Origin of the sequence: Natronospirillum operosum, from assembly GCF_004768465.1 — a bacterium.
GTDB lineage: Bacteria > Pseudomonadota > Gammaproteobacteria > Pseudomonadales > Natronospirillaceae > Natronospirillum > Natronospirillum operosum.
Window position 1 is genome coordinate 1 of sequence record NZ_SRMF01000016.1, and the last position, 23,815, is coordinate 23,815.

21 protein-coding genes and 4 tRNA genes are annotated in these 23,815 nt (G+C 59.0%); all 25 read left to right on the forward strand.

What is annotated here, in order from left to right; translation table 11 throughout:
- The first annotated feature begins 216 nt into the window (after positions 1 to 216).
- The 25 genes from E4656_RS19280 (at position 217) to rplB (ending at position 23,815) form a co-directional block, all read left to right on the forward strand.
- Positions 217 to 1,155, forward strand: coding sequence for a biotin--[acetyl-CoA-carboxylase] ligase (locus tag E4656_RS19280; RefSeq protein WP_135484964.1), 939 nt, complete (start codon positions 217 to 219; stop codon positions 1,153 to 1,155).
- Positions 1,139 to 1,843 (forward strand): type III pantothenate kinase, encoded by a 705-nt coding sequence (locus E4656_RS19285; protein ID WP_135484965.1) that lies wholly within the window; start codon positions 1,139 to 1,141, stop codon positions 1,841 to 1,843. The genes E4656_RS19280 and E4656_RS19285 overlap by 17 nt, the downstream gene beginning before the upstream one ends.
- 24 nt (positions 1,844 to 1,867) lie before the next feature.
- Positions 1,868 to 2,551 (forward strand): SPOR domain-containing protein, encoded by a 684-nt coding sequence (locus tag E4656_RS19290; protein WP_135484966.1) that lies wholly within the window; start codon positions 1,868 to 1,870, stop codon positions 2,549 to 2,551.
- A 117-nt stretch (positions 2,552 to 2,668) separates the two neighbouring features.
- Positions 2,669 to 2,753, forward strand: a tRNA-Tyr gene (locus tag E4656_RS19295).
- A 10-nt stretch (positions 2,754 to 2,763) separates the two neighbouring features.
- A tRNA-Gly gene (locus E4656_RS19300) sits at positions 2,764 to 2,837 on the forward strand.
- Between the two features lie 24 nt (positions 2,838 to 2,861).
- A tRNA-Thr gene (locus E4656_RS19305) sits at positions 2,862 to 2,936 on the forward strand.
- A gap of 71 nt (positions 2,937 to 3,007) precedes the next feature.
- A complete protein-coding gene (gene tuf, locus E4656_RS19310; protein ID WP_135484967.1) occupies positions 3,008 to 4,204 on the forward strand; it encodes an elongation factor Tu in 1,197 nt (398 codons plus the stop codon).
- A gap of 69 nt (positions 4,205 to 4,273) precedes the next feature.
- Positions 4,274 to 4,349, forward strand: a tRNA-Trp gene (locus tag E4656_RS19315).
- A 38-nt stretch (positions 4,350 to 4,387) separates the two neighbouring features.
- Positions 4,388 to 4,756 (forward strand): preprotein translocase subunit SecE, encoded by a 369-nt coding sequence (gene secE / locus E4656_RS19320; protein ID WP_135484968.1) that lies wholly within the window; start codon positions 4,388 to 4,390, stop codon positions 4,754 to 4,756.
- A 14-nt stretch (positions 4,757 to 4,770) separates the two neighbouring features.
- Positions 4,771 to 5,298 carry a transcription termination/antitermination protein NusG gene (nusG, locus tag E4656_RS19325; protein ID WP_135484969.1) on the forward strand — a complete coding sequence of 176 codons (528 nt, stop codon included), beginning with the start codon at positions 4,771 to 4,773 and terminating at the stop codon, positions 5,296 to 5,298.
- 147 nt (positions 5,299 to 5,445) lie between these two features.
- Entirely contained in the window at positions 5,446 to 5,880 is a 435-nt protein-coding gene (gene rplK / locus E4656_RS19330; protein ID WP_135484970.1) for a 50S ribosomal protein L11, read from the forward strand.
- On the forward strand, positions 5,880 to 6,575 hold the full coding sequence (gene rplA, locus E4656_RS19335; RefSeq protein WP_135484971.1) for a 50S ribosomal protein L1: 696 nt from the start codon (positions 5,880 to 5,882) through the stop codon (positions 6,573 to 6,575). The genes rplK and rplA overlap by 1 nt, the downstream gene beginning before the upstream one ends.
- Before the next feature lie 190 nt (positions 6,576 to 6,765).
- The gene (rplJ, locus tag E4656_RS19340; RefSeq protein WP_135484972.1) at positions 6,766 to 7,293 is read left to right on the forward strand and encodes a 50S ribosomal protein L10; all 528 of its coding nucleotides are present in this window, start codon (positions 6,766 to 6,768) and stop codon (positions 7,291 to 7,293) included.
- 46 nt (positions 7,294 to 7,339) lie between these two features.
- Complete coding sequence (gene rplL / locus E4656_RS19345) at positions 7,340 to 7,717, forward strand: 50S ribosomal protein L7/L12 (protein ID WP_135484973.1); 378 nt, start codon at positions 7,340 to 7,342, stop codon at positions 7,715 to 7,717.
- A gap of 200 nt (positions 7,718 to 7,917) precedes the next feature.
- Positions 7,918 to 11,997 (forward strand): DNA-directed RNA polymerase subunit beta, encoded by a 4,080-nt coding sequence (gene rpoB / locus E4656_RS19350; RefSeq protein ID WP_135484974.1) that lies wholly within the window; start codon positions 7,918 to 7,920, stop codon positions 11,995 to 11,997.
- A 113-nt stretch (positions 11,998 to 12,110) separates the two neighbouring features.
- Positions 12,111 to 16,307 (forward strand): DNA-directed RNA polymerase subunit beta', encoded by a 4,197-nt coding sequence (gene rpoC / locus E4656_RS19355; protein ID WP_135484975.1) that lies wholly within the window; start codon positions 12,111 to 12,113, stop codon positions 16,305 to 16,307.
- A 207-nt stretch (positions 16,308 to 16,514) separates the two neighbouring features.
- Positions 16,515 to 16,889 carry a 30S ribosomal protein S12 gene (rpsL, locus tag E4656_RS19360; protein WP_135484976.1) on the forward strand — a complete coding sequence of 125 codons (375 nt, stop codon included), beginning with the start codon at positions 16,515 to 16,517 and terminating at the stop codon, positions 16,887 to 16,889.
- 110 nt (positions 16,890 to 16,999) lie between these two features.
- Positions 17,000 to 17,470, forward strand: coding sequence for a 30S ribosomal protein S7 (rpsG, locus tag E4656_RS19365; protein ID WP_135484977.1), 471 nt, complete (start codon positions 17,000 to 17,002; stop codon positions 17,468 to 17,470).
- An 18-nt stretch (positions 17,471 to 17,488) separates the two neighbouring features.
- Positions 17,489 to 19,582 carry an elongation factor G gene (gene fusA, locus E4656_RS19370; RefSeq protein WP_135484978.1) on the forward strand — a complete coding sequence of 698 codons (2,094 nt, stop codon included), beginning with the start codon at positions 17,489 to 17,491 and terminating at the stop codon, positions 19,580 to 19,582.
- Positions 19,583 to 19,617: 35 nt separating this feature from the next.
- A complete protein-coding gene (tuf, locus tag E4656_RS19375; protein WP_135484967.1) occupies positions 19,618 to 20,814 on the forward strand; it encodes an elongation factor Tu in 1,197 nt (398 codons plus the stop codon).
- A 176-nt stretch (positions 20,815 to 20,990) separates the two neighbouring features.
- Positions 20,991 to 21,302 carry a 30S ribosomal protein S10 gene (gene rpsJ / locus E4656_RS19380; protein WP_135484979.1) on the forward strand — a complete coding sequence of 104 codons (312 nt, stop codon included), beginning with the start codon at positions 20,991 to 20,993 and terminating at the stop codon, positions 21,300 to 21,302.
- Positions 21,303 to 21,427: 125 nt separating this feature from the next.
- On the forward strand, positions 21,428 to 22,060 hold the full coding sequence (rplC, locus tag E4656_RS19385; RefSeq protein WP_135484980.1) for a 50S ribosomal protein L3: 633 nt from the start codon (positions 21,428 to 21,430) through the stop codon (positions 22,058 to 22,060).
- Positions 22,061 to 22,070: 10 nt separating this feature from the next.
- Positions 22,071 to 22,682, forward strand: a complete 612-nt coding sequence (gene rplD / locus E4656_RS19390) for a 50S ribosomal protein L4 (protein WP_135484981.1) — start codon at positions 22,071 to 22,073, stop codon at positions 22,680 to 22,682.
- On the forward strand, positions 22,679 to 22,975 hold the full coding sequence (gene rplW / locus E4656_RS19395; RefSeq protein WP_135484982.1) for a 50S ribosomal protein L23: 297 nt from the start codon (positions 22,679 to 22,681) through the stop codon (positions 22,973 to 22,975). The genes rplD and rplW overlap by 4 nt, the downstream gene beginning before the upstream one ends.
- A 15-nt stretch (positions 22,976 to 22,990) precedes the next feature.
- A complete protein-coding gene (gene rplB / locus E4656_RS19400; protein WP_135484983.1) occupies positions 22,991 to 23,815 on the forward strand; it encodes a 50S ribosomal protein L2 in 825 nt (274 codons plus the stop codon).

Sequence of the window (23,815 nt, forward strand, 5' to 3'; positions counted from 1 at the left end):
GTGGCCAAGGGCCATCGCCTGCAAAAAAGCCTCGATTGTAGCGAGCGACGCGAGTCGCGATGGCGGCGCAGCCGCCCCTCATACAGGGCCTGCCGGCCCAGTCGGGACTTGCGTCCCTCGCTACACGTCCCTCGCTACACGGGCCTGAGCTGCAGCCCACTCGATTGCGGCCGGAAAAGTGATACACTGCCGACCCGGTCAGACAATCGCGACGCCATGGACAAGATATCCCAATACAGATCATTGCTCGGCCTGCTCAGGTCGGAGCGTTTTGTGTCCGGCAGCGTACTGGCACAGCAACTCGGTGTGTCACGTACCGTGGTCAATCGGCGCCTGCAGGAGCTCGAAGGCATGGGCCTGAGGGTGCATGCGGTCACCGGTCGGGGGTATCATCTGGCCGACCCGTTTACCATGCTGGATGATCCGCCCCGGGGCTTCCCCGCCGCGCTGGCCTGGCATCATCACCTGATCACCACGTCCACCAATGAAGACGCTCTGGCTCTGGTGCGCCTGCACGAGGCGCCGGTATTGGTGGCCACCGAATATCAGACGCAGGGTCGTGGTCGCCGCGGCCGAGCCTGGTCCAGTGCCTTTGGGCAGGACCTGGCCTTCAGTCTGGGCTTTCCGCTGTCATCCCCCGAAGCCCTGCGGCCTTTCAGCCTGGCTGCCGGGGTCATACTCGCCGAGGCGGTGGCGGAGTTCTGTGGTCTGTCGGTCAGCGTAAAATGGCCCAATGATCTGCAGGTCGACGGTGCCAAGCTGGCGGGTATCCTGACCGAGATTCACACCCTGGAACGCCAGACTGTGGTGCTGCTGGGCATTGGCATGAATGTCAATCGCTCCGACATGAGCACCATTGGCCAGTCGGCGGTCTCGCTGGCCGGCCTGACCGGTGCGCCGGTCGACCGCAGTGCTCTGCTCAGTGCCCTGGCCGGCGGCCTTGCGGCTGCCTTGGCCGATGATTTCCGCTTTGACTGGCACCGCCGCTGGCCGCACCTGGATGCACTGGCGGGCAAGCCACTGCGGGTGCAGCAGGGCGAGAGCTGGCAGGAAGGCGTGGGGGCAGGTGTGGCTGAAGATGGGTCGCTGCGCTTGCAGACCCGTGACGGGTTGCAGATGATTTCAGGAGGGCAGGTCAGTGTCAGACCGCTTTGATACCTTGTTGCTTGATCTCGGCAATACGCGCCTGCATTGGCAGTGGGGTGAGCAAGTCGGCGCCATGGATGCAGACGCAACGGCGACGGCTGATTTGCCAGCAGGTACGCCTGGCGCCATAGCCTGGTCGGCGGTGGGTGATGCAGAGAGCCTCAGGCCGCTGCAGCAACGCTATGCGGATGTGCCCTGGCTGCGCTGCGAAAGACCGGATGCGCGCTTGCTGCCGACCCGCTATGACCCCGAACGTTTGGGAATAGACCGCTGGCTGGGCGCACTGGCCGGCGCCCGACTGTCTGCAGACTGTATTGTCATCAGTGCCGGTACGGCACTGACCCTGGATATAGTGCATGATGGAGAGCATCTTGGCGGTTGGATCATGCCGGGATACCGTCTCTGGCAGTCAGCGCTCTATGGGGGTACCCGCATACCCAGAGCGCCGGACGCGCCATTGACCGATCGGCCCGGGCTGAGCACGGGCGATGCTATAGGCAATGGCTGGCTGGTCGCGGCCACAGGCGCGGTGCAGGTGGCGGCGCAGCAACTGCCGGGCAGACCCCCGCTCCTGCTGGCCGGCGGCGATGCCGAGCTGCTGGCGACGGCGGTGCCGGAGGCAATCCACCAGCCCAACCTGGTGTTGCAGGGGCTGTCGATCTGGGCGGGTCGGCAACAGGACAGGGGTGCCCTGTGACGAGTGTTTTGCTGAGAGGATGATATGCGCTGGATTGCGATTTCACTGCTGTTGATCAACGCTGCCCTGGCGGCGGGGTATCTGTACCTGGCGCCGCCGGCGCCACAACCGGAAGCGTCGGGCGGGGCCCTGCCGACGCTGGAGTTCGGCAATCTGCGCAGTGACCGTGGTGACGGGCTGGTCGATGTGCCGACCCTGACCACGCTGAACGGCAGCGGCGATTCCTCTGCGCCCCAGTGTGCCTTTGTGGGTTCCTTTGGCGACTCGGATCGGGCCGTGGCAGCACAGCGGCGCCTGGCGGCGCTGGAGATCGAAGCCGCCGTGACCGCGGTGGAAGTGCCTGACGAGCCGCTGTGGTGGGTGCATCTGCCGCCAGCCGATACGGCGGCCGAGGCCGAGCGGCGGCTGCGCCAGTTGAATGACCAGCAAGTCGAGAGTTTTCTGGTGTCTCAGGGCGAGTTTCAGCATGCGATCTCGCTGGGTTATTTCCGCAGCCGCAACAATGCCGTGACCCTGCGTGATCGCCTGCAGGACGATGATGTGGATGCCAGGGTGCGGGAAATACAGCGCTATCGGGACAGCTACTGGCTGGTCGTGCAGCCGGATGGCGCCGGCCTGCTGGGTGAGCGCAGCCTGGCGAGTATCCGCGACAGCCAGCCGGATATCGAATTGCGCGAGGCGTCGTGCGACTGGTTGCAAAATACATGAGACTTGGTAGACTTCGCTGCGCCTGATTACGGGGCAGTCGCGGAATTCTAAGTGTCTGTTAATCAAGATAATTTCTTGACAGTCGATTTGGGTTCGGCGAGAATGCGCATCCGCTCAGGAGGGGTTCCCGAGTGGCCAAAGGGAGCAGACTGTAAATCTGCCGCAATATGCTTCGGAGGTTCGAATCCTCCCCCCTCCACCAGTTTCCGGATGCGGGTATAGTTCAATGGTAGAACCTCAGCCTTCCAAGCTGATGATGCGGGTTCGATTCCCGCTACCCGCTCCAACTGTACCGTAGCAAAAGGTTCGTGCTCGCGTAGCTCAGTGGTAGAGCACTCCATTGGTAATGGAGAGGTCATGAGTTCAAATCTCATCGTGAGCACCAGTTTTAAACGACAGGCATCAGGCCTGTCTTTTATTATGTAGCGCACAATTACATTAAGAGAGGCAGGTTCTATGTCAAAGGCAGCTTTTGAGCGTAAAAAGCCCCACCTGAACGTGGGCACCATTGGTCACGTAGACCACGGCAAGACCACCCTGACAGCGGCGCTGACCCGCGTGTGCTTCGAGGTGTTCGGTGAAGGCGAGAGCCGTGCGTTCGATCAGATCGACAACGCGCCGGAAGAGCGGGAGCGTGGTATCACCATTGCGACCTCGCACGTCGAGTACGATTCACCGACGCGCCACTACGCGCACGTTGACTGCCCGGGCCACGCTGACTATGTGAAGAACATGATCACCGGTGCCGCGCAAATGGATGGCGCGATTCTGGTGTGTTCAGCTGCTGACGGCCCGATGCCGCAGACGCGCGAGCACATTCTGCTGTCGCGCCAGGTCGGCGTGCCCTACATCGTTGTGTTCCTGAACAAGGCGGACATGGTAGACGATGAAGAGCTGCTGGAGCTGGTCGAGATGGAAGTGCGTGATCTGCTGAGCCAGTACGATTTCCCGGGCGACGACACGCCGATCATCACCGGTTCAGCGCTGATGGCGCTGGAAGGCAAGGACGACAACGAGATGGGCACTACCGCTGTGAAGAAGCTGGTAGAGGCGCTGGACGAGTACATTCCGGAGCCGGAGCGTGCGATTGACCAGCCGTTCCTGATGCCGATCGAAGACGTGTTCTCCATTTCCGGTCGCGGTACGGTGGTTACCGGTCGTGTCGAGCGCGGCATTGTGAAGTCGGGCGAAGAGATCGAGATCGTGGGCATCAAGGACACCACCAAGACGGTAGTGACCGGTGTCGAGATGTTCCGCAAGCTGCTGGACGAAGGTCGGGCGGGCGAGAACATTGGTGCGCTGCTGCGTGGCACCAAGCGTGACGAGGTTGAGCGTGGTCAGGTGCTGGCCAAGCCGGGTTCCATCACGCCGCACACCAAGTTCGAGGCTGAGGTGTATGTTCTGTCGAAGGACGAGGGTGGACGTCACACGCCGTTCTTCAAGGGCTATCGTCCGCAGTTCTATTTCCGGACCACAGACGTGACCGGTAATGTTGAGTTGCCGGAAGGTGTCGAGATGGTGATGCCGGGTGACAACATCAAGATGGTGGTGACGCTGATCGCGCCGATCGCGATGGAAGACAACCTGCGTTTTGCGATCCGTGAAGGTGGTCGTACCGTGGGTGCGGGCGTCGTCGCCAAGATCATCGAGTAAGCCCTCCGCAATATACGTTTGCAAAATCGGCCGGTGCGGTGTAATATGCGCCGCCCGGTCGACAGGTCCAGGCCAGTGGCTCAATTGGTAGAGCATCGGTCTCCAAAACCGAGGGTTGGGGGTTCGAGTCCCTCCTGGCCTGCCATTTTTTCGGCATTAGTTTCACGTTTTCAGGGAATTTTTATGGCTAGTCAGGCTGCTAAAAAAGGCGGCGCCTTGGATGTCATCAAGTGGCTGGCAGTTGCAGCCCTGCTGGTTGCAGCCATTTTGGGCAATGGCCAGTATCCTGAAGTCGGTCTGTTGTATCGTGTTCTGGGTGTTCTGGTGCTGGCCCTCGTGGCCGTGGCCATTGCCCTGACTACGGATCGCGGTCGCAAGTTCAATCAGTATCGCAAAGAAGCGTGGACCGAGCTGCGCAAAGTCATCTGGCCAACGCGAACAGAAACGACTCAGACCACACTGCTTGTATTGGCAGTGGTATTGTTGGTGGCGCTGATCATGTTCCTGTTTGATATGCTGATCAGTTTTCTGATTGGTCTGGCTGTCGGTTAATTAAGGAATCATTCATGCGCTGGTATGTGGTACATGCCTACTCGGGTTATGAGAAACGGGTAGCCTCGACGCTGAAAGAGCGCGTCGAACTGCATGGCATGCAGGATCAGTTTGGTGAAATCCTGGTGCCTACGGAGAGTGTCGTCGAAGTGAAGGACGGCAAGAAGCGCAAGAGTGAGCGCAAGTTCTATCCCGGCTATGTGATGGTCGAAATGGATATGAACGATGAGACCTGGCACCTGGTCAAGAGTACGCCGCGGGTAATGGGTTTTATTGGCGGCTCCTCCGAAGCGCCTGCTCCGCTGTCTCAGGCCGAAGCCGATGCCATTTTGCGTCGGGTCAAGGAAGGCACCGAAAAGCCGGCGCAGAAGACCGTGTTCGAGCCGGGCGAGGCCATTCGTGTTACCGATGGTCCCTTTGCCGATTTCAATGGCACGGTGGAGAAGGTCAATTACGAGAAGAATCGTCTGCATGTGTCGGTGACGATCTTTGGGCGCTCAACGCCCGTCGAGTTGGAGTTTACCCAGGTCGAGAAAGCCTGAATTCAGTTGTTTTTGGTGAAGCCGGCTGCGTGCCGGTTTTGCTGTCTGTAGAGGCCGGCCCGAAGCTAACCGCCAGGGTCGGGTAACAACGGGGAGCCTGAGGGCAGCGTTGCTGCCAAAGGCGCTACTACCCATAAAGAGGACATTATGGCCAAGAAAGTACAAGCATATATCAAGCTGCAGGTTGGCGCTGGCAAAGCCAACCCATCTCCGCCTGTGGGCCCTGCACTGGGTCAGCATGGCGTGAATATCATGGAATTCTGCAAGGCGTTCAACGCCGAGACGCAGAATGTAGAGCCAGGCCTGCCGATTCCGGTCGTGATTACGGTTTATAACGACCGTAGCTTCACCTTCGTCACCAAGACGCCGCCGGCGGCAATCCTGCTGAAGAAAGCAGCCGGTATCAAGAGTGGCTCGGCGCGTCCGAACACCGAAAAGGTGGGTACGGTCAACCGGGAGCAACTGGAAGAAATTGCCAGGACCAAGGATGCGGATCTTACCGCCGCAGATCTGGATGCAGCAGTGCGCACTATCGCGGGTACCGCCCGCAGCATGGGCCTGAATGTAGAGGGGGTTAACTGATGGCTAAGTTGTCCAAGCGCGCCAAGGCGATTGCAGAAAAGGTCGATCCCCTCAAGCAGTATCCGATCGACGAAGCCGTTGCCCTGCTGAAGGAGCTGTCTACAGTCAAGTTCGAAGAGTCCCTGGATCTGTCGATCAATCTGGGCGTTGATGCGCGCAAATCGGATCAGAATGTCCGTGGCGCAACCGTGATGCCGCATGGCACCGGCAAAGACGTCAAGGTGGCTGTGTTTGCCCAGGGTGCCGCCGCCGATGCCGCCAAAGAGGCCGGCGCGGATGTGGTCGGCATGGAAGATCTGGCGGAACGTATCAAGGGCGGCGACCTGGACTTTGGCGTGGTGATTGCCGCGCCGGACGCCATGCGGGTCGTGGGCCAACTGGGTCAGGTACTGGGTCCGCGTGGCCTGATGCCGAACCCGAAAGTCGGCACCGTGACACCTGATGTGGCCACCGCAGTCAAGAATGCCAAGGCCGGTCAGGTTCGTTTCCGTACCGACAAGAACGGTATTATTCATGCGTCTGTTGGCAAGGTGGCCTTTGAGCCTGTTGCCATCAAGGAAAACGCAGAAGCACTGATTGCCGAGCTGAAGAAGCTGAAGCCGGCAAACGCCAAGGGTGTCTATCTGAAGAAGATCAGCCTGTCCTCCACCATGGGGCCCGGTCTGACTCTGGATCAGAGCTCGCTGGTAGTGTGAAGACTTTGGGGCTTCGCCGTGCCGATGTTCAGGCATCGACACGGCGGGGCTGTCAAAGACCGTAGGAGGGGCGGTTGCGGCCAAACCTTAATGTCCTACGCAGACGGTGAAGCCCACTCAGAATTGAGCTGGACCCTGTAGCCGTATCCAAGCAAACTCCGGCGCTTGCCGGACAAATGGGAGAAACAACGTGGCACTTAGACTCGAAGACAAGAAAAAAGTTGTCGCCGATGTGAGTAAAGTGGCTACCAGTGCTCTCTCGTTGGTTATTGCTGACTCGCGGGGGGTGTCTGTTGCAGACATGACCCGGCTGCGGGCCGAAGCGCGAGCCAACCAGGTCTATATGCGGGTTACTCCGAACAACCTGGCCAAGTTCGCCGTAGCAGGAACCGAATACGAGTGTGCCGTCGAGTCTTTCCGTGGGCCGACCCTTCTCGGGTTTTCCATGGAAGATCCCGGCGCTGCTGCTCGCCTGTTCAAGGACTTCTCGAAAGAGAATGACAAGTTCGAGATCAAGGCGTTGGCGGTAGGTGGTGAGCTGCTCGGTGCTGAACAGATTGATCGACTGGCCAAGCTGCCTACGCGCGAACAGGCGCTGAGCATGCTGGCTGCGGTTACTCTGGCACCGGTCACCAAGCTGGTACGTACGTTCAACGATGTCCCCGGACGGGTGACGCGTGTCGTACACGCCGTAGCGGAACAGAAGAAGGCGGCCTGATCACTTCGATCAGATCGCAAGCAATGAATTATTGGAGAATTGAACAATGGCTTTGTCTAAAGACGATATCCTCAACGCAATCGCCGAAATGTCCGTCATGGAAGTGGTTGAGCTGGTTGAAGCAATGGAAGAGAAATTCGGTGTATCTGCTCAGGCTGCAGTGGCTGCTGCACCTGCTGCTGCTGGCGGTGACGCCGGTGCTGCTGAAGAGCAGACCGAATTCGACGTGGTTCTGACTTCCGCTGGTGAGAAGAAAGTCAACGTCATCAAGGCAGTGCGTGAAATCACTGGCCAGGGCCTGAAAGAAGCCAAGGCAATGGTAGACGGCGCGCCCGCTACCGTGAAAGAAGGCGCTTCCAAGGAAGAAGCCGAGCAGCTGAAAGCCAAGCTGGAAGAAGCCGGCGCTTCTGTCGAGCTGAAGTAATCATTCCCCTTTTGAGGAATGAGCAGAACGCAACGGCTGGCGTCGTTATGACGCCAGCCTTTTTGCCGTTCTGGGATCTGTGCATTTTGGGGGCATCCGACAGCGTCTTTGCGCCCTTGGATGTGCCCGCCCCCTTCCTGCGGGAAGGCCGGACGAGAGTCCCGATGAACCGTCCATTAATGTGAGCTGGGGAACGCTAGATGGCTTACTCTTACACCGAGAAAAAACGTATTCGCAAGAGCTTCGGCAAAATTCCTCCCGTGATGGAGTTGCCGTACCTGCTTGCGATTCAGATGGATTCCTATCGCAAGTTCCTGCAATCCGATCCGGAAGCGCCAGATGCGCACGGGGTGGGGCTGCAGGCCGCTTTCGATTCCATTTTTCCGATTTCCAGCTACTCTGGCAACGCATCGCTGGAGTACGTGAGTTACCGTCTCGGTGAGCCTGCGTTTGACGTTAAGGAATGTCAGCTCCGTGGCGTAACCTATTCGGCGCCGCTGCGCGTCAAGGTCCGCCTGGTCATTTATGACAAGGAGTCCTCCTCCAAGGCGGTCAAGGACATCAAGGAACAGGAAGTCTACATGGGGGAAATCCCCCTGATGACGGATAATGGCACCTTTGTGGTCAACGGCACAGAGCGGGTTATCGTTTCCCAGCTGCACCGCTCGCCGGGTGTCTTCTTCGACCATGACCGGGGTAAAACCCATTCGTCAGGCAAGCTGCTGTTCTCGGCACGGGTCATCCCCTACCGGGGCTCCTGGCTGGACTTCGAGTTTGACCCCAAGGACAACGTCTTTGTCCGCATCGACCGTCGGCGCAAGCTGCCGGCCACCATTCTGCTGCGCGCCCTGGGTTACAGCAACCAGGAAATGCTGGACATGTTCTTCGACACCATCGAGTTCCGCAAGAGCGGCGAAAACTTCCAGATGGCGTTCAACAGCGAGCAGTTGCGCGGCGAAACCGCCTCCTTCGACATCAAGGGCAAGGACGGCAAGGTCGTGCTGGAAGCCGGGCGTCGTATTACGGCCCGGCATCTGCGTCAGCTGGAAAAAGCCGGTGTCGAGCACATCAATGTGCCGCAGGAATACATCATCGGAAAAACCCTGGCCAAGGATTTTGTCGACGCCAAGACCGGCGAGATCCTGGCGCCCTGCAACAGCGAAATCACTGCTGATCTGCTGGAGAAGATGGCGCAGGCCGGTGCGAAAAGCATTCAGGTGCTCTATACCAATGAGCTGGACTGCGGGCCCTACATGTCCGAGACGCTGCGCATCGATCCGACTTCCACCCGTCTGGAAGCGCTGGTCGAGATCTATCGCATGATGCGTCCGGGTGAGCCGCCGACCAAGGAGTCGGCGGAAAGCCTGTTCGAAAACCTGTTCTTCTCCGAAGACCGCTATGACCTGAGCAACGTCGGCCGGATGAAGTTCAACCGCCGCCTGGGCCGGGAAGAAGACACCGGCAACAGTGTGCTGGATCGTGATGACATCGTGTCGGTACTGAAGACACTGGTGGATATTCGCAACGGTCGCGGTGAAGTCGACGACATCGATCACCTGGGTAACCGGCGTGTGCGCTCTGTCGGCGAGATGGCCGAGAACCAATTCCGTGTGGGTCTGGTCCGTGTCGAGCGGGCAGTGCGCGAGCGTCTGTCGCTGGCCGAAAGCGAAGGCCTGATGCCGCAGGATCTGATCAATGCCAAGCCGGTGGCGGCAGCGATCAAGGAGTTCTTCGGTTCCAGCCAGCTGTCCCAGTTCATGGATCAGAACAACCCGCTGTCCGAAGTGACACACAAGCGTCGTGTTTCTGCGCTTGGCCCGGGCGGCCTGACCCGTGAGCGTGCCGGCTTCGAGGTGCGTGACGTACATACCACGCACTATGGCCGCGTCTGCCCGATCGAAACGCCGGAAGGTCCGAACATCGGTCTGATCAATTCACTGGCAACCTATGCCCGTACCAACAGCTACGGTTTTCTGGAAACGGCCTACCGGGTCGTGAAGGAAGGTCAGGCCACCGACGAGATCGTGTACCTGTCGGCCATTGATGAAGGCAAACACGTCATTGCACAGGCCAATGTGCCAATGAATGACGACAACCGGATTCAGGGCGAGTTCGTGCAGGTGCGTCACCATGGCGAGTTCACGCTGGCCCCGGTCGAATCGGTTGATCTGATGGACGTGTCACCGCGCCAGGTGGTATCGGTCGCTGCGGCGCTGATTCCGTTCCTCGAGCACGATGACGCCAACCGCGCCCTGATGGGCTCCAACATGCAGCGCCAGGCCGTGCCGACGCTGCGGGCGGACAAGCCTGTTGTGGGTACCGGCATCGAGCGTGCGGTAGCGCGCGACTCCGGTGTCTGTGCGGTGGCCTCACGGGGTGGTGTGATCGAAGCCGTCGATGCCAAGCGCATCGTGGTGCGGGTCAATGATGATGAAGTCCAGGGCTCCGAGGCCGGGGTCGACATCTACAACCTGACCAAGTACACGCGGTCCAACCAGAACACCTGTATCAACCAGCGCCCGATCGTCAATCAGGGTGATGTGGTGGCACGGGGCGATATTCTGGCCGATGGTCCGTCCACCGATCTGGGTGAGCTGGCGCTGGGGCAGAACATGCGCATCGCCTTCATGCCCTGGAACGGTTACAACTTCGAGGATTCCATCCTCATCTCCGAGCGTGTGGTGCAGGAAGAGCGCCTGACCACGGTGCATATTCAGGAACTGACCTGTATTGCCCGTGACACCAAGCTCGGGCCGGAGGAAATCACCGGTGACATCCCGAACGTGGGTGAATCGGCACTGAGCAAGCTCGACGAGAGCGGCATAGTGTATGTCGGCGCCGAAGTCGGCCCCGGCGATATTCTGGTCGGCAAGGTCACGCCCAAGAGCGAGACCCAGTTGACACCGGAAGAAAAACTGTTGCGCGCCATCTTCGGCGAGAAAGCCTCCGACGTGAAGGACACTTCGCAGCGGGTCAAGGGCGGCATGCGCGGTACCGTGGTCGACGTCCAGGTCTTCACCCGTGACGGGGTGGAAAAGGACGAGCGCGCCAAGGCGATCGAGCGTCAGCAACTGGAAGAGTTCCGCAAGGATCTGCGGGCCGAGTACAAGATCATGGAGCAGGCGACTTTCGAGCGTCTGGCCCAGGTCCTGGACGGCGCCGTGGTCAATGGCGGAGCGGGCTTCAAGAAGGGCGACAAGCTCAATGCCGAGAATCTGGCCGAGCTGCCCTACGCCCAGTGGTTCGAACTGCGTCTGGCCGAGGACGAAAAGGCTGCGGCACTGGAGCAGGCCGAACAGCAGTTGGAAGAAACCCGCAAGGATCAGGAGCACCGTCTCGAGGTCAAGCGCCGCAAGATTACCTCAGGCGATGATCTGGCACCCGGTGTGCTGAAAATCGTCAAGGTCTATCTGGCCGTGAAGCGGAAGATCCAGCCGGGCGACAAGATGGCCGGCCGTCACGGTAACAAGGGTGTTATCTCGACCATTGTACCGGTCGAAGACATGCCCTATGACGAGCATGGCGAACCGGTCGATGTTGTACTCAACCCGCTGGGTGTGCCGTCACGGATGAACGTCGGTCAGGTGCTGGAAACGCACTTGGGTGCGGCGTCCAAGGGTATCGGCAAGCGCATTGAAGAGATGCTGCGCGAACAGCGTGCCATCGCCGAGATGCGCAAGTATCTGGACGAGATCTACAACAGTGTCGGCGATGCGTTCCGCAAGGAGAACATCGATGAACTGACTGACGGTGAAGTGATCGAACTGGCGCAGAATCTGCGTGGTGGTCTGCCGATCAGCACGCCGGTATTCGATGGTGCCCAGGAGCCTGAAATCAAGAAGCTGCTGGAATTGGCGGGTCTGCCGTCTTCCGGTCAGATTCAGCTCTGGGACGGCCGCACCGGCGAAGCTTTCGAGCGGGAAACCACCGTTGGCTACATGTACATGCTGAAACTGAACCACCTGATCGACGACAAGATGCATGCGCGGTCAACAGGTTCCTACAGCCTGGTGACCCAGCAGCCGCTCGGCGGCAAGGCACAGTTTGGCGGCCAGCGTTTCGGCGAGATGGAGGTCTGGGCTCTGGAAGCCTATGGTGCCGCCCATACGCTGCAGGAGATGCTCACCGTCAAGTCGGACGACGTGAATGGTCGGACCAAGATGTACAAGAACATTGTCGACGGCGATCACCGCATGGAGCCGGGCATGCCCGAGTCCTTCAACGTGTTGATCAAGGAAATCCGTTCGCTCGGTATCGACATCGAACTCGAACACGACTGATGCGTGCTCACCGGTGCCTGCGGGCACCGGGTTCGAGGTCCCGCAGGGGAAACAGATTGACCTGCGATCGGTCTGATCCGGTCGCACTCAGTAACTAGCTTTGAGGCGGTTATATGAAAGACTTGTTAGGTCTGCTGAAGGCGCAAAGCCACGAAGAAGAATTCGACTCCATCCGTATCGGTCTGGCGTCGCCGGAGATGATCCGGTCCTGGTCCTTCGGCGAAGTGAAGAAGCCGGAAACCATCAACTACCGTACCTTCAAGCCAGAGCGCGACGGCCTGTTCTGTGCGCGCATCTTTGGCCCGATCAAGGATTACGAGTGCCTGTGCGGCAAGTACAAGCGGCTCAAGCACCGTGGTGTCATCTGTGAGAAGTGTGGCGTCGAGGTTACCCAGTCCAAGGTGCGTCGTGACCGCATGGGTCACATCGAACTGGCGGCCCCGGTGGCGCACATCTGGTTCCTGAAGAGCCTGCCGTCACGTATCGGCCTGATGCTGGACATGACGCTGCGTGATATCGAGCGCATCCTCTATTACGAATCCTTCGTGGTGATCGACCCGGGCATGACTACCCTGGAACGTGGTCAGTTGCTGAGCGATGAAGACTACTACCAGGCCATCGAAGAGTTCGGCGATGATTTCGATGCCCGCATGGGTGCCGAGGCCATCGAGGAAATGCTCAAGCACATCAATCTCGAAGAAGAGATTGGTCAGCTGCGCGAAGAGATCCCGGCCACCAACAGTGAAACCAAAATCAAGAAGCTGTCCAAGCGACTGAAGATCCTGGAAGCCTTCCACAAGTCCGGCAATCGTCCGGAGTGGATGGTGATGAAGGTGCTGCCCGTGCTGCCGCCGGATCTGCGTCCGCTGGTACCGCTGGACGGTGGCCGTTTCGCCACCTCGGATCTGAACGATCTGTATCGCCGCGTGATCAACCGCAACAACCGTCTGAAGCGCCTGCTTGAGCTGAATGCGCCCGACATCATCGTGCGCAACGAAAAGCGCATGCTGCAGGAGTCTGTTGATGCGCTGCTCGACAACGGTCGTCGCGGCCGGGCCATCACCGGCTCCAACCGTCGGCCGCTGAAGTCGCTGGCCGACATGATCAAGGGCAAGCAGGGTCGTTTCCGGCAGAACCTGCTGGGCAAGCGCGTCGACTACTCCGGCCGTTCGGTCATCGTGGTCGGTCCGACTCTGCGTCTGCACCAGTGCGGTCTGCCCAAGAAGATGGCGCTGGAGCTGTTCAAGCCGTTCATCTACAGCAAGCTGGAACTGCGTGGCCTGGCTACCACCATCAAGGCAGCCAAGAAGATGGTCGAGCGCGAAGAAGCTGTGGTCTGGGATATTCTGGACGAAGTGATTCGCGAGCACCCGGTACTGCTGAACCGGGCGCCGACTCTGCACCGCCTGGGTATTCAGGCGTTCGAGCCGGTGCTGATCGAAGGCAAGGCCATTCAACTTCACCCACTGGTCTGTGCGGCCTACAACGCCGACTTCGATGGTGACCAGATGGCCGTGCACGTGCCGCTGACGCTGGAAGCCCAGTTGGAAGCGCGCGCGCTGATGATGTCCACCAACAACATCCTGTCACCGGCCAACGGCGAGCCGATCATCGTGCCGTCGCAGGACGTGGTGCTGGGCCTGTACTACATGACCCGTGAGCGCATCAACGACAAGGGCGAAGGCATGATATTTGCCGACGTCAAGGAAGTTGAGCGCGCCTATGGCGCCGGCAAGGTGGGCCTGCAGGCCAAGATCAAGGTGCGTGTCAGCGAAGTGATTCGTGATGACGACTATGAAGAGTCGCGCACCGTGCTGTATGACACCACGGTCGGCCGGGTGCTGCTGTTTACCATAGTGCCGGAAGGCCTGCCGTTCGAACTGGTCAACCAGACGCTGAAGAAGAAGTCGATCTCGCTGCTGCTGAACGAGAGCTATCGCCGTGCCGGGCTGAAGCCGACGGTCATCTTCGCTGACCAGATCATGTACATGGGCTTCCACTATGCCACCCGCAGCGGTGCCTCCATCGGTGTGAATGATTTCGAGATTCCGCTGAACAAGCTGGAGATCCTGGGCAAGGCCGAGGCCGAAGTGCAGGAGATCCAGGAGCAGTACGAATCCGGCCTGGTGACTCAGGGCGAGAAGTACAACAAGGTGGTGGACATCTGGTCACGCGCCAATGAAACCATTGCCCGCTCCATGATGGAGTCCATCGGTAAAGAGATGACGATCGACCGGGACGGCAAGGAAGTGGAGCAGGAGTCTTTCAACTCCGTCTACATCTATGCGGACTCCGGCGCCCGGGGTTCACCGGCTCAGATCCGCCAGCTCGCCGGTATGCGTGGCCTGATGGCGAAGCCGGATGGCTCCATCATCGAGAACCCGATCAAGTCCAACTTCCGGGAAGGTCTGTCGGTAGGTGAGTACTTCATCTCCACCCACGGCGCCCGTAAGGGTCTGGCCGATACGGCTCTGAAGACGGCGAACTCCGGTTACCTGACGCGGCGTCTGGTCGATGTGGCGCAGGATGTTGTGGTCACCGAAACCGACTGTGGCACCACCAACGGCATTACGCTGGAGCCCATCATCGAAGGCGGTGATATCGTCGTCGGTATCGGCCAGCAGGTACTGGGTCGTGTGGTGTCTGAAGATGTGCTGATGCCGGGTGGCGAAGATGTCGCCATTCCCGCCAATACCCTGATCGACGAACGCTGGGTGCGCAAGATCGACGAGTGGGGTATCGATCAGCTCAAGGTACGGTCGCCGATTACCTGCGAAACCCGCCATGGCATCTGTGCCAACTGCTATGGTCGCGATCTGGCCCGGGGCCATCTGGTCAACATCGGTGAGGCGGTCGGTATCATTGCCGCCCAGTCCATCGGTGAGCCGGGTACCCAGTTGACCATGCGTACCTTCCACATCGGTGGTGCGGCGTCTTCGTCCTCCGCCGTGGATGCGGTGCAGGTCAAGCATGGTGGTCGTATCAAGCTGCACAACATCAAGACAGTTGAGCGCACCAATGGCGAGCTGGTGACCACTTCACGGTCCTCCATCCTGTCGGTGGTTGACCAGGCAGGGCGTGAGCGTGAGCGCTACAAGCTGCCTTATGGTGCCGCTCTGACCGTGCGCGAAGACCAGGAAGTGGGTGCCGGTGAGCCGGTGGCCAAGTGGGATCCGCACACGCACCCGATCATTGCCGAGATGAAGGGCAAGGTGAAGTTCGTCGGTATGGATGATGGCGTCACCATCAACTCCAAGATTGACGAGATGACTGGTGTATCCAGCATCGAAGTCATTCCGCAGAAAGACCGCAGCACCGCCGGCAAGGACATTCGTCCCATGCTGAAACTGGTCGACGCCAAGGGTAAGGACATTACCTTCGGTGACACCGACCAGCCGGTGCAGTACTTCCTGCCGGACGGCTCCCTGCTCAGTCTGAGCGACGGTCAGGCCGTGGAAGTGGGCGATGTACTGGCCCGTATTCCGCAGGAAACGTCAGGCAACAAGGACATCACCGGTGGTCTGCCGCGTGTGGCCGACCTGTTCGAGGCCCGCAAGCCGAAAGAACCGGCCATTCTGGCCGAGACTTCCGGCATCATCGGCTTCGGCAAGGAAACCAAGGGCAAGAAGCGCCTGGTGATTGCGCCGGCCGAAGGTGATGCCTACGAGGAACTGATTCCGAAGTGGCGTCAGCTCAGCGTGTTCGAAGGCGAGCAGGTCGAGAAAGGCGAACTGATCTCCGAAGGGCCGCTGAACCCGCACGATATTCTGCGCCTGCTGGGTGTTGAAGAGCTGTCGAAGTACATCACGGCAGAGATTCAGGAAGTGTATCGACTGCAGGGTGTGGGCATTAACGACAAGCACGTCGAAACGATCGTGCGTCAGATGCTGCGCAAGGTGATCATTGTGGAGCCGGGTGAGACCAGCTTCATCAAGGGTGATCAGGTCGAGTACACCGCCGTGCTGGAAGCCAATGAAGTGGCGACCGCGGAAGGCAAGCTGCCGGCCAGGTACGAGCGTGTGCTGCTGGGCATCACCAAGGCTTCGCTGGCTACCGAGTCGTTCATTTCCGCGGCTTCCTTCCAGGAGACCACGCGGGTACTGACCGAGGGTGCTGTCACCGGCAAGCGCGACTACCTGCGCGGTCTCAAGGAGAACGTGGTCGTGGGTCGTCTGATTCCGGCCGGTACCGGCCTGGCCTACCACGCCGAGCGCAAGCGCAAGCGTGACGAGCGTCTGGCCGGCGATGACCGTCCGTCCATGAGTGCCAGTGATGTGGAAGCAGCCCTGAGCGAGGCTCTTAATAAATAGCCCTGAGCGAGGCTTTGAACAAGTAGCCTGAGCGAGGCGTTGTACAAATAACCAGAGCCAGGCGCTGAACAGACAGCACTGAATGTGCATCCGGCTTGACTAAGTTTTGGTCGGGCCCTATTATTCGCGTCCCTTATTGCCCCGACTCCATCCGGAGTCGGGGCAATAGCGATTCCGAGAAGCAAAAGAGAAGTGGAGAAAGGCTGAATGGCAACCATTAACCAGCTGGTGCGCAAGCCGCGCAAGCGCAAGGTCAAGCCGAGTGACGTACGGGCACTCCAGGCCTGCCCGCAGCGTCGTGGCGTCTGCACCCGGGTCTATACCACGACCCCGAAAAAGCCGAACTCGGCACTGCGCAAGGTGTGCCGTGTGCGTCTGACCAATGGTTACGAAGTGTCTTCGTATATCGGCGGTGAGGGTCACAACCTGCAAGAGCACTCTGTAGTGCTGATTCGCGGCGGCCGGGTAAAAGACCTGCCGGGTGTGCGTTATCACACCGTCCGTGGTGCTCTGGACTGTGCCGGCGTACAGAATCGCCTGCAGGGCCGTTCCAAGTACGGCGCCAAGCGACCCAAGAAATAATCATTCTTTCATGCCGTAAAGGCCGAAAGATAAGAGTAAGGCCGGTCGATCGGGGCCTGAACTTCCCGATGAGTACCGGGCTGTCCTGAAGACCTTCAAGAGGGCTTATCATGCCAAGAAGACGCGTGATTGCAAAAAGAGAGATCCTGCCAGATCCCAAGTTCAATAATCAGACTCTGGCAAAATTCATGAACCACGTGATGGAAGACGGCAAAAAGTCCATCGCGGAGAAGATCGTCTATGGCGCTCTGGACAAGATCCAGGAACGTCAGGACAGAGATCCGGTTGAGGTGTTTGAATCTGCGCTGGAAGCGGTAGCGCCCATGGTCGAGGTCAAGTCTCGCCGTGTCGGTGGTGCCACCTACCAGGTGCCCGTTGAAGTCCGTCCTGAGCGACGTGAAGCACTGGCCATGCGCTGGCTGGTAGACTCCGCGCGCAAGCGGGGCGAAAAGTCCATGGCACTCCGCCTCGCGGGCGAGCTGCAGGACGCTGTGGAAGGCAAGGGTGCGGCATTCAAGAAACGTGAAGACGTACACCGTATGGCCGAAGCCAACAGAGCCTTCTCACACTTTCGCTTCTAAACCACAGGGGATTCAATCGTGGCTCGTAAGACATCGATTAATCGTTACCGCAACATCGGTATTGTCGCGCATGTGGATGCGGGCAAGACCACCACGACCGAACGTATCCTGTTCTACACTGGTCTGTCGCACAAGATTGGTGAGGTGCACGATGGTGCAGCCACCATGGACTGGATGGAGCAGGAGCAGGAGCGTGGCATTACCATTACATCTGCTGCTACCACCTGTTTCTGGAGCGGCATGAACCAGCAGTTCCCTGAGCACCGGATCAATATCATTGATACCCCCGGGCACGTTGACTTCACCATTGAAGTCGAGCGCTCGCTGCGTGTTCTCGACGGTGCTGTGGTCGTACTGTGCGGCTCCTCCGGTGTGCAGCCGCAGACCGAAACCGTATGGCGTCAGGCCAACAAGTACGAAGTGCCGCGCATGGTGTTCGTCAACAAGATGGACCGTGCTGGTGCCGACTTCAAGTGGGTCGTCAACCAGATGAAAGAGCGTCTGGGTGCCAATGTGGTGCCGATCCAGTTGCCCGTCGGTGCGGAAGACGAATTCCGTGGCGTCGTCGACCTGCTGCGCATGAAGATGATCGTCTGGAGTGAAGACGACATGGGCATGACCTATGAGCTGGAAGACATTCCGGCCGACATGCAGGCTGAATGTGAGGAAGCGCGCAACGAGATGGTAGAGGCTGCGGCCGAAGCCAATGACGTGCTGATGGAAAAATACCTCGAAGGTGTTGAACTGACCGAGGACGAGATCAAGCAGGGCCTGCGAGCGCGTACCCTGGCCAATGATCTGGTACTGACCCACTGCGGTTCCGCCTTCAAGAACAAGGGTGTGCAGGCGCTGCTCGACAGTGTCATCGAGTACATGCCCAGCCCGACCGAAGTCAAGGCCATCGAAGGTGTGCTGGACGACAAGGCAGAGACCGTTGAAAAGCGGGTTGCCGATGACGATGCACCCTTTGCCGCACTGGCGTTCAAGATCGCCACCGACCCCTTCGTGGGCACGCTGACCTTCGTGCGCGTCTATTCCGGTACGCTGAATTCCGGTGATGCCGTGCTGAACCCGGTCAAGGGCAAGAAAGAGCGCGTCGGCCGTATGGTGCAGATGCACTCCAACAACCGCGAAGAAATCAAGCAAGTGCTGGCGGGTGATATTGCCGCACTGGTCGGCGTCAAGGGTGTCACCACGGGTGATACGCTGTGTGACCCGAACAGCCCCATTACTCTGGAGCGCATGGAATTCCCGGAGCCCGTCATTTCTGTGGCGGTAGAGCCGAAGTCCAAGCCCGACCAGGAAAAAATGGGTGTGGCCCTGGGCAAGTTGGCCCAGGAAGATCCTTCCTTCCGTGTGCGCACGGATGAAGAGACCGGCCAGACCATCATCTCGGGCATGGGTGAGCTGCACCTGGACATCATCGTTGACCGTATGCGTCGCGAGTTCAAGGTGGAAGCCAACATCGGTGCGCCGCAGGTGGCCTACCGCGAAAAAATCCGTCAGTCCTGCGAAGTGGAAAGCAAGTTCGTGCGGCAGTCGGGTGGTCGTGGTCAGTACGGCCATGTTGTGGTCCGTTTTGAACCGACCGAGACCGAAGGTCTGGAGTTCGTCAACGAAATCGTGGGTGGTGTCGTACCGAAGGAATACATTCCGGCGGTAGAAAAGGGCATCGGCGAGCAGATGCAGAACGGCGTACTGGCGGGTTATCCGCTGCTGGGCCTGAAAGCGACTCTGTTCGATGGTTCCTACCACGACGTGGACTCCAACGAGATGGCGTTCAAGGTGGCGGCCTCCATGGCGGTTAAGAAGCTCACCGAGAAAGGCAATCCCTGCATCATGGAGCCCATGATGAAGGTCGAGGCGGTTACGCCGGAAGACTACATGGGTGATGTCATGGGTGACCTGAACCGTCGTCGCGGCATCGTGCATGGCATGGAAGACACGCCGTCCGGCAAGGTCATCAATGCTGATGTACCACTGTCCGAAATGTTCGGCTATGCCACTGACCTGCGTTCCATGTCACAGGGCCGCGCGTCCTACACCATGGAGTTCTCGCATTACGCCGAGGCTCCGACCAATATCGCGGAAGAAATTATCAAGAAGGCCTGATTCGTCAGGCCCCTGGCTTAATTGAGGAAAAGACAATGTCAAAGGCAGCTTTTGAGCGTAAAAAGCCCCACCTGAACGTGGGCACCATTGGTCACGTAGACCACGGCAAGACCACCCTGACAGCGGCGCTGACCCGCGTGTGCTTCGAGGTGTTCGGTGAAGGCGAGAGCCGTGCGTTCGATCAGATCGACAACGCGCCGGAAGAGCGGGAGCGTGGTATCACCATTGCGACCTCGCACGTCGAGTACGATTCACCGACGCGCCACTACGCGCACGTTGACTGCCCGGGCCACGCTGACTATGTGAAGAACATGATCACCGGTGCCGCGCAAATGGATGGCGCGATTCTGGTGTGTTCAGCTGCTGACGGCCCGATGCCGCAGACGCGCGAGCACATTCTGCTGTCGCGCCAGGTCGGCGTGCCCTACATCGTTGTGTTCCTGAACAAGGCGGACATGGTAGACGATGAAGAGCTGCTGGAGCTGGTCGAGATGGAAGTGCGTGATCTGCTGAGCCAGTACGATTTCCCGGGCGACGACACGCCGATCATCACCGGTTCAGCGCTGATGGCGCTGGAAGGCAAGGACGACAACGAGATGGGCACTACCGCTGTGAAGAAGCTGGTAGAGGCGCTGGACGAGTACATTCCGGAGCCGGAGCGTGCGATTGACCAGCCGTTCCTGATGCCGATCGAAGACGTGTTCTCCATTTCCGGTCGCGGTACGGTGGTTACCGGTCGTGTCGAGCGCGGCATTGTGAAGTCGGGCGAAGAGATCGAGATCGTGGGCATCAAGGACACCACCAAGACGGTAGTGACCGGTGTCGAGATGTTCCGCAAGCTGCTGGACGAAGGTCGGGCGGGCGAGAACATTGGTGCGCTGCTGCGTGGCACCAAGCGTGACGAGGTTGAGCGTGGTCAGGTGCTGGCCAAGCCGGGTTCCATCACGCCGCACACCAAGTTCGAGGCTGAGGTGTATGTTCTGTCGAAGGACGAGGGTGGACGTCACACGCCGTTCTTCAAGGGCTATCGTCCGCAGTTCTATTTCCGGACCACAGACGTGACCGGTAATGTTGAGTTGCCGGAAGGTGTCGAGATGGTGATGCCGGGTGACAACATCAAGATGGTGGTGACGCTGATCGCGCCGATCGCGATGGAAGACAACCTGCGTTTTGCGATCCGTGAAGGTGGTCGTACCGTGGGTGCGGGCGTCGTCGCCAAGATCATCGAGTAAGCCGAAAGCGGTCGTCTCAGACCGCCATTCGAGTGAAAGGGGACCTGCGGGTCCCCTTTTTCATATCTGTTTGGCGTACCCGCGTTGACATGCCGGGGGCGCGTCAATATAATGCGCGTCCCTCAGTCGACCTGAGGGGGCGTAATGCTGTTTAACAATTTCGGAGTTTTGGTCACATGCAGAACCAAAAGATCAGAATTCGCCTGAAGGCGTTTGATCATCGCCTGATTGACTCTTCCACTCAGGAAATCGTCGATACTGCGAAACGCACTGGCGCTCAGGTGCGCGGTCCCATTCCGCTGCCTACCAAGCGTGAGCGCTATACCATCCTGGTCTCCCCGCACGTCAACAAAGACGCGCGTGATCAGTATGAACTGCGTACCCACAAGCGCATGCTGGACATCGTCGAGCCGACGGAAAAAACCGTTGATGCTCTGATGAAGCTTGATCTGGCAGCCGGTGTGGATGTGCAAATCAGTCTGGGTTAAGCGTCAGGTGCCAGGGCTCTGCAAGTTGGGCTGAAAGCACAGACGCCTCCTAATGTAACAGTCCGAAAGGGCGGCCATAGCGGGTCCCGCAATGCGGAACAAGCCCCGTACATTGGAGATAGAACATGAGTATTGGTGTAATTGGCCGTAAGGCTGGTATGACCCGTGTCTTTAACGAAGAAGGTGCGTCCATACCGGTAACGGTTATCGAAGTCACCCCGAATCGGGTGACACAGCTTAAAACCGCTGAAGTGGACGGCTATATTGCCGTGCAGCTGGCTTTTGGCAGCAAGAAAGCCTCCCGGGTGTCCAAGCCCCAGGCAGGCCACTATGCCAAGGCGGGCGTGGAAGCCGGTGAGATTATCCGCGAATTCCGCATGGCCGATCTCGGCGAACTGAAAGTCGGTGACACTATCGACGTCAGCCAGTTCGAGGCCGGGCAGAAGATTGATGTGACTGGAACTTCGAAAGGCAAGGGCTTCCAGGGCGCTATCAAGCGTCACAACTTCCGTACCCAGGATGCCACCCACGGCAACTCCCTGTCTCACCGCGCTCCCGGTTCCATCGGGCAGTGCCAGACCCCCGGTCGTGTCTGGAAAGGCAAGAAGATGGCTGGTCACATGGGGGCCGAACAGGTGACTGTGCAGACACTGGAAGTGGTGCGGGTTGATGCTGAACGCAACCTGCTGCTGGTCAAGGGTGCGGTACCGGGTGCCAAATCCGGTCACGTGCTGGTCAAGCCGGCTATCAAAGCCTGAGGGGTAGGTCATGAATCTGAACGTAGTGGGTAAGAAGAATTCTACGGTCGAGGTGTCAGAGGCTACCTTCGGCAGAGAATTTAACGAAGCGCTGGTGCACCAGGTCGTCACAGCCTTTCAGGCTGGCGGACGTCAGGGCAGCAAGGCGCAGAAGAATCGCAGTGCGGTGTCCGGCGGTGGTGCCAAGCCGTGGCGTCAGAAGGGTACAGGGCGCGCCCGTGCGGGCACGACTCGCAGCCCGATCTGGCGTTCCGGCGGGGTGACCTTTGCCGCCCAGCCGCGTGATCACAGCCAGAAGGTCAACCGCAAGATGTATCGCGGTGCCATGCGCTCCATCTTCTCCGAGCTGGTGCGTCAGGACCGTCTGGTCGTTGTTGACGATCTGAACGTCGATCAGCCCAAGACCAAGCTCTTCGTGCAGAAGATGAAGGATCTGGGCGTGAATAATGGCGCGCTGTTCCTGGCGGACGAAGTCAACGAGAACCTGTACCTGTCAGCACGCAACCTCCCGCGGGTGGATGTGCGTGATGTGACCGGCATGGATCCGGTGGTTCTGGTCGCTTTCGACAAGGTGGTCATCACCGTGGACGCACTGAAGAAGGTTGAAGAGGTGTTGGCATGAGTACTCAAGAACGCCTGTACAAGGTTCTGCTGGGGCCGCATATCTCCGAGAAAGCCACCATCGTCGCCGATGGCAATGGCCAGTATGTCTTCAAGGTTGCCACTGATGCGACCAAGCCGGAGATCAAGCAAGCGGTTGAATCCCTGTTTGACGTCAAGGTGCTGAGTGTTCGCACCCTGAATCACAAGGGTAAGGTAAAACGTACTGTCCGGGGTTTTGGCAAGCGCAGCGATACGAAGAAAGCGTATGTGCGGCTCGCCGAAGGCCAGGAAATTGACTTCCTGAACGTGTAAGAGGGGTAGGCAAACATGGCTATCAAGAAAGCGAAACCTTCGTCAGCCGGTCGCCGCCACGTTGTACAGATCACCAACAGTGATCTGTACAAGGGCGCCCCTTTTGCGGCGTTGGTAGAAAAGAAGAGCAAGCACGGTGGGCGGAACAATCAGGGCCGCATCACCACGCGTCACAAGGGTGGTGGTCACAAGCAACATTACCGCCGGATTGACTTCAAGCGGAACAAGGATGGTGTGGTCGGCGTTGTAGAACGTCTGGAATACGATCCGAACCGCAGTGCTCACATCGCACTGGTGCTGTACAAGGATGGCGAGCGTCGCTACATCCTGGCGCCGCGCAACGTGGAAGTGGGCACCGAAGTGATTTCCGGTGAACATGCTCCCATCAAGCCCGGTAATGCCATGCCTTTGCGCAGCATTCCCGTGGGCAGTGTCGTGCACAATGTTGAGATGAAGCCAGGCAAGGGTGGCCAGATTGCCCGTTCCGCCGGTACTTCAGCGCAACTGGTTGCACGTGAAGCAGGGTACGCTCTGATCCGTCTGAAGTCTGGTGAAATGCGCCGGATTCTGGTGGATTGCCGTGCCACCCTGGGTGAGGTCGGTAATTCCGAACACAGCCTGCGGCAACTGGGTAAGGCCGGTGCATCGCGTTGGAGAGGCATTCGCCCGACCGTACGTGGTGTGGTCATGAACCCGGTTGACCACCCCCACGGTGGTGGTGAAGGCAAGACTTCCGGTGGTCGTCACCCCGTGACGCCCTGGGGTGTGCCGACCAAGGGTTACAAGACCCGGAAAAACAAGCGGACGGACAAATACATTGTTCGTCGTCGTAACAAGTAA

Coding starts and splice junctions, on each gene's coding strand:
- nusG (WP_135484969.1), top strand. CDS start 4,771: ATGCGCTGGTATGTGGTACATGCCTACTCGGGTTATGAGAAACGGGTA.
- rplA (WP_135484971.1), top strand. CDS start 5,880: ATGGCTAAGTTGTCCAAGCGCGCCAAGGCGATTGCAGAAAAGGTCGAT.
- rplC (WP_135484980.1), top strand. CDS start 21,428: ATGAGTATTGGTGTAATTGGCCGTAAGGCTGGTATGACCCGTGTCTTT.
- tuf (WP_135484967.1), top strand. CDS start 3,008: ATGTCAAAGGCAGCTTTTGAGCGTAAAAAGCCCCACCTGAACGTGGGC.
- rpsJ (WP_135484979.1), top strand. CDS start 20,991: ATGCAGAACCAAAAGATCAGAATTCGCCTGAAGGCGTTTGATCATCGC.
- rplD (WP_135484981.1), top strand. CDS start 22,071: ATGAATCTGAACGTAGTGGGTAAGAAGAATTCTACGGTCGAGGTGTCA.
- secE (WP_135484968.1), top strand. CDS start 4,388: ATGGCTAGTCAGGCTGCTAAAAAAGGCGGCGCCTTGGATGTCATCAAG.
- rpoB (WP_135484974.1), top strand. CDS start 7,918: ATGGCTTACTCTTACACCGAGAAAAAACGTATTCGCAAGAGCTTCGGC.
- rplK (WP_135484970.1), top strand. CDS start 5,446: ATGGCCAAGAAAGTACAAGCATATATCAAGCTGCAGGTTGGCGCTGGC.
- rplL (WP_135484973.1), top strand. CDS start 7,340: ATGGCTTTGTCTAAAGACGATATCCTCAACGCAATCGCCGAAATGTCC.
- rpsL (WP_135484976.1), top strand. CDS start 16,515: ATGGCAACCATTAACCAGCTGGTGCGCAAGCCGCGCAAGCGCAAGGTC.
- tuf (WP_135484967.1), top strand. CDS start 19,618: ATGTCAAAGGCAGCTTTTGAGCGTAAAAAGCCCCACCTGAACGTGGGC.
- rpoC (WP_135484975.1), top strand. CDS start 12,111: ATGAAAGACTTGTTAGGTCTGCTGAAGGCGCAAAGCCACGAAGAAGAA.
- rpsG (WP_135484977.1), top strand. CDS start 17,000: ATGCCAAGAAGACGCGTGATTGCAAAAAGAGAGATCCTGCCAGATCCC.
- rplW (WP_135484982.1), top strand. CDS start 22,679: ATGAGTACTCAAGAACGCCTGTACAAGGTTCTGCTGGGGCCGCATATC.
- rplB (WP_135484983.1), top strand. CDS start 22,991: ATGGCTATCAAGAAAGCGAAACCTTCGTCAGCCGGTCGCCGCCACGTT.
- E4656_RS19280 (WP_135484964.1), top strand. CDS start 217: ATGGACAAGATATCCCAATACAGATCATTGCTCGGCCTGCTCAGGTCG.
- E4656_RS19290 (WP_135484966.1), top strand. CDS start 1,868: ATGCGCTGGATTGCGATTTCACTGCTGTTGATCAACGCTGCCCTGGCG.